A 3,883-nucleotide genomic window follows, 5' to 3' on the forward strand; every position below is an offset into this window, starting at 1 on the left:
ACAACCCTCTTTGCCTGATGACCATAGCGAGTCGGTCCCACCCCTTCCCATCCCGAACAGGACCGTGAAACGACTCTACGCCGATGATAGTGCGGATTCCCGTGTGAAAGTAGGTAATCGTCAGGCTCCCTAAGCCAGAAACCCCCGCCCGAAAGGCGGGGGTTTTTGCATTGGCGCGGCGGAAATGCATGTGTGGCGAGAAAAGAGCGCCTCCATTCATCACATCCCAACGGCGCGCACGTCAGATCAATCAGCCGCCAACCTGCAGTCAATCCTTACCCCGGAACGAAACCACGCGATTTGATACGATCGACTTGCCGTCGGCGATTGCACACGTCGACGCTCATGTTCGAAACCAGGGCTTGATGGAGAGGGCGGAATGAATATTGGCGACGCGTCGCGCGAATCCGGAGTCAGCGCAAAGATGATCCGGTACTACGAACAGGTCGGCTTGCTGGCGCCGAGCAAGCGTACCGACGCCGGCTACCGGATCTACGGCGCAGACGAGATCCATATCCTGCGCTTCATCCGTCAGGCGCGACGCCTTGGCTTTCTCGTCGAGGACATCCGCAAGCTCCTGATGCTCTGGCAAGACCGTTCCCGCGCGAGCGCCGAAGTGAAGTCGATTGCCCTCGAGCATGTGGCCGAACTCGACAAGCGCATCGCCGAGCTGAGCGACATGCGCGACACACTGGCGGATCTTGCTGCGCACTGTCATGGTGATGGGCGGCCCGAATGCCCGATTTTGGCGCGTCTGTCCGACCCCATCGGTGAACCAAATTAGTGCGCGCGCTCGAGGCCACAACCGAGCTTCGATTCTTTTTCCATAAAAATCAATTGGTTATGATGTTCTTGCGGGAAATCATTCCGATAAGGAATGGCTGCCATGCAAGTATTTCATTAGCATCTTGGTGCGGCATCGCTATAATTCGGGATAACCCTATACGGGAAATCCCTGAACATCGATTCACCAGGGGTCCCCCTTCCTTGGAGAACGTCATGATCGCCTACATCGTCGAAAAGCTGAGCAACTGGTTTGAATCCGCAGAACGTGAACGCCGTGAGGCCTACCTCGCAACTTCGTCGGACATCGTCCAGCTCGAAAGCCGCATCCGCTCGCTGGAAACCAACGGCTACTCGCTGTAATCGGAGTCACGGTCAGGTGCCATGTGGCACCGAACGATAAGCAAGCCCCGTATTTGACGGGGCTTTGTTTTTTGTGCACCGGATCTGGCGCAATCGTCAGTGCAGCGCTATGGTATGCACCTGCTTTTCATCCTGAAGGACACGATCATGCGTTTGCGTCTCGATGTGCGTCGAAGTGACCGCGCGCGTCTCGTTCTGGGCGCGGCGGTGCTTGTCCACGGACTCGCGGCCGTTGCCGCGACGTCGTCCAAGCCGCTGATTCTCGATACGCAACGGGGTATCCAGGACGGCAAGGGCGGGTTGGTGCTGCAGACGGCGCCGTTGTCGTCCGAGCCGATCGTCGAGCCGGCGGGGATGCGGGCTCCGGCGGGGCAGGCGCCGAACACGTCGGTTCCGCTGTTCGTCGCGCCGTATATCAATGTCCCCGCGTGGGGTGGGCAGCCGGCCAACCAGCCGAGGCTCGCGCCGAGACCACAGCCGTAACGACCAGTTGCCCGATCAGTTTCCGCGGTGCTCGATCTGGCAGCGGGCGCCGCTATCCTGTCCGAGCTTCTCGACCAGGTAGGGCAGTGCCTCGTTCATGCTCTGGGCGAGCGTATACGGCGGATTCAGAATGAACATCCCGCTGCCGTAGAGGCCCAGACCGTCAGTCGGCGGATTCGACACCGTCAGGGTCAGGTGCAGCCAGTTGTTCGGTTGCAGCCGCTTCAACTGCTCTGGAAAGCGCTGCGATTCCGTTCGGGTTACCTGCGGGTACCAGACTGCATAACAGCCCGTCGCGAAACGCTTCAGACACTCCGTCACGCACGCCACCGTGCGCGCGTAATCCTTCTTGTCCTCGTAGGACGGGTCGATCAGCACGAGTGCGCGTCGCGGCGGCGGCGGCAGCAGCGCCTTGATGCCTTCGAAGCCGTCGCCGGCGAAGATCATCGCGCGTCGCCCCGCATCGCGGAAATTGTGGCGCAGCACGTCGATTTCCGTGGTGTGCATTTCAAACAGGCGCATGCGGTCCTGCTCGCGCATCGATCGCCATGCGATGTACGGCGAACCCGGGTAGAAGCGCAGTTCACCGTCATCGTTCAGGGCGCGAACTTCATCCACATAGTCGCCCAGCGCCTCCGGCAGGTTCTTTTCGTTCCACAGGCGGCCGATGCCGGTGTCGAATTCCGACGTCTTCGCCGCGTAGCCGTCGCGCAGCGAGTACACCCCGGCACCTGCATGCGTGTCGATGTACCAGTAAGACTTGTCCTTCTTGTTCAGGTAGCGCAGCAGCTGGACGACGACGGCGTGCTTGAGCACGTCCGCGTGGTTGCCTGCGTGAAAACCGTGACGATAACTGAGCATGGCGGGCTGCCTGAAACGAAAGGTGAATCGATGAAAGCGATCGATCGTGCGCGGCCGTCAGGCCGGGCGCCGATACGGGCCGCGTATTGTACGCGAGTGACCGCGCATCGCCTTACTCGTACGCATCGCCGACCACCTCCTCGATGCGTTGCTTCACATCCGGCGTCAGCTTCGAGGCAACGTCGAGCGCGCGCATGTTGTCACTGATCTGCTCGATCCGCGACGCGCCTGTGATGACTGAACTCACGCGCGGATTTGCGAGTACCCACGCGATCGCGAGTTGGGCCGTGTTGCAGCCGAGCTCGGCTGCAATTGCGCCGAGCCGTTCGACGATGTCGTTGGCGGCCGGATTGGTCAGGCGGTCGCGCATCCAGTCGCAACCCTGTAGCTGTGCGCGGCTGCCGGGCGGCACGCCGTTACGGTACTTGCCGGTGAGCAGGCCCGATGCCAGCGGGCTCCAGGTCGTGAGGCCGAGACCGTAGTCTTCGTAGAGCCGCGCATATTCCTGTTCGACCCGCGTACGGTGGAACAGGTTGTACTGCGGCTGCTCGACGACCGGCTTGTGCAGGTGATGCCGCTCGGCGATCTCGCACGCAGCACGGATCTCGTCGGCACTCCATTCCGACGTGCCCCAGTACAGCGCCTTGCCGCGCACGATCATGTCGCTCATCGCCCAGACGGTTTCCTCGATCGGTGTGTTCGGGTCGGGGCGATGGCAATAGACGAGGTCAACATAGTCGAGTTGCAGCCGGCGCAGCGAGCCGTCGATGGCGTTCAGCAGGTATTTCCGGTTCAGCGTGTGATACTGGTTCGGCGCTTCGGCGAGCCCCCAGAAGAACTTCGTGGACACGATGTAGCTGATGCGCGGCCAGTCGAGCGCCTTGAGCGCGTGGCCCATGATTTCCTCGGACTTGCCGCCGGCATAGACCTCGGCGTTGTCGAAGAAGTTGACGCCTGCGTCGCGCGCCGCAGCCAGGCATTCGCGCGCGACCCGCTGGTCGACCTGGTTGCCGTACGTCACCCACGAACCGAGCGAAAGCTCGCTGATCTGCAGGCCAGAGCGGCCTAGCCGTCGATAGTGCATGCGAATCTCCTGCGTGACAGAACCGACCTTAAGCTTAGACGTTTTGCGCGCGAACGGCGGGGCCGATCGTGCACAATGACGTCTGGCCCGCCAGCACGATCGCGCGACGGTAGCGGATGCGGTGGGCGCTTGTTTTATCGATCCGACAACGGGAGGAGACGGACATGGCAGCAGATCTGAGCGGCAAGACCGCAGTCGTCACGGGCGCCGCGAGCGGCATCGGCAAGGAAATCGCACTCGAGCTCGCGAAAGCGGGCGCGGCCGTCGCGATTGCCGACCTGAACCAGGACGGCGCGAACGCGGTCGCCG

At 61.8% G+C, this 3,883-nt stretch carries 6 protein-coding genes and 1 rRNA gene; 5 read left to right on the top strand and 2 right to left on the bottom strand.

All coding sequences use genetic code 11. From position 1 onward, the window contains the following. Positions 1-13: 13 nt before the first annotated feature. From rrf to C5O79_RS37785, 4 genes are all read left to right on the top strand, one after another. A 5S ribosomal RNA gene (rrf, locus tag C5O79_RS37770) occupies positions 14-126 on the top strand. A 253-nt stretch (positions 127-379) separates the two neighbouring features. Further along, complete coding sequence (gene cueR, locus C5O79_RS37775) at positions 380-784, top strand: Cu(I)-responsive transcriptional regulator (RefSeq protein ID WP_039339191.1); 405 nt, start codon at positions 380-382, stop codon at positions 782-784. A gap of 215 nt (positions 785-999) precedes the next feature. Further along, positions 1,000-1,146, top strand: coding sequence for a DUF3563 family protein (locus C5O79_RS37780; protein WP_006478295.1), 147 nt, complete (start codon positions 1,000-1,002; stop codon positions 1,144-1,146). Between the two features lie 114 nt (positions 1,147-1,260). Then, a complete protein-coding gene (locus C5O79_RS37785) occupies positions 1,261-1,629 on the top strand; it encodes a hypothetical protein (protein ID WP_174242100.1) in 369 nt (122 codons plus the stop codon). Between the two features lie 15 nt (positions 1,630-1,644). Here the strand turns inward: C5O79_RS37785 and rlmJ are convergent, their stop codons facing one another. Further along, positions 1,645-2,490, bottom strand: a complete 846-nt coding sequence (gene rlmJ / locus C5O79_RS37790) for a 23S rRNA (adenine(2030)-N(6))-methyltransferase RlmJ (protein WP_039339194.1) — start codon at positions 2,488-2,490, stop codon at positions 1,645-1,647. 112 nt (positions 2,491-2,602) lie between these two features. Then, entirely contained in the window at positions 2,603-3,574 is a 972-nt protein-coding gene (locus C5O79_RS37795; RefSeq protein ID WP_122474199.1) for an aldo/keto reductase, read from the bottom strand. A gap of 164 nt (positions 3,575-3,738) precedes the next feature. Here C5O79_RS37795 and C5O79_RS37800 point away from each other — a divergent pair. After that, positions 3,739-3,883 (top strand): SDR family NAD(P)-dependent oxidoreductase (locus tag C5O79_RS37800; protein WP_131932302.1); only part of this gene is annotated, 145 nt, incomplete at its 3' end.

The organism is Burkholderia sp. SRS-25 (genome assembly GCF_004343765.1).
Taxonomy (GTDB): domain Bacteria; phylum Pseudomonadota; class Gammaproteobacteria; order Burkholderiales; family Burkholderiaceae; genus Burkholderia; species Burkholderia contaminans.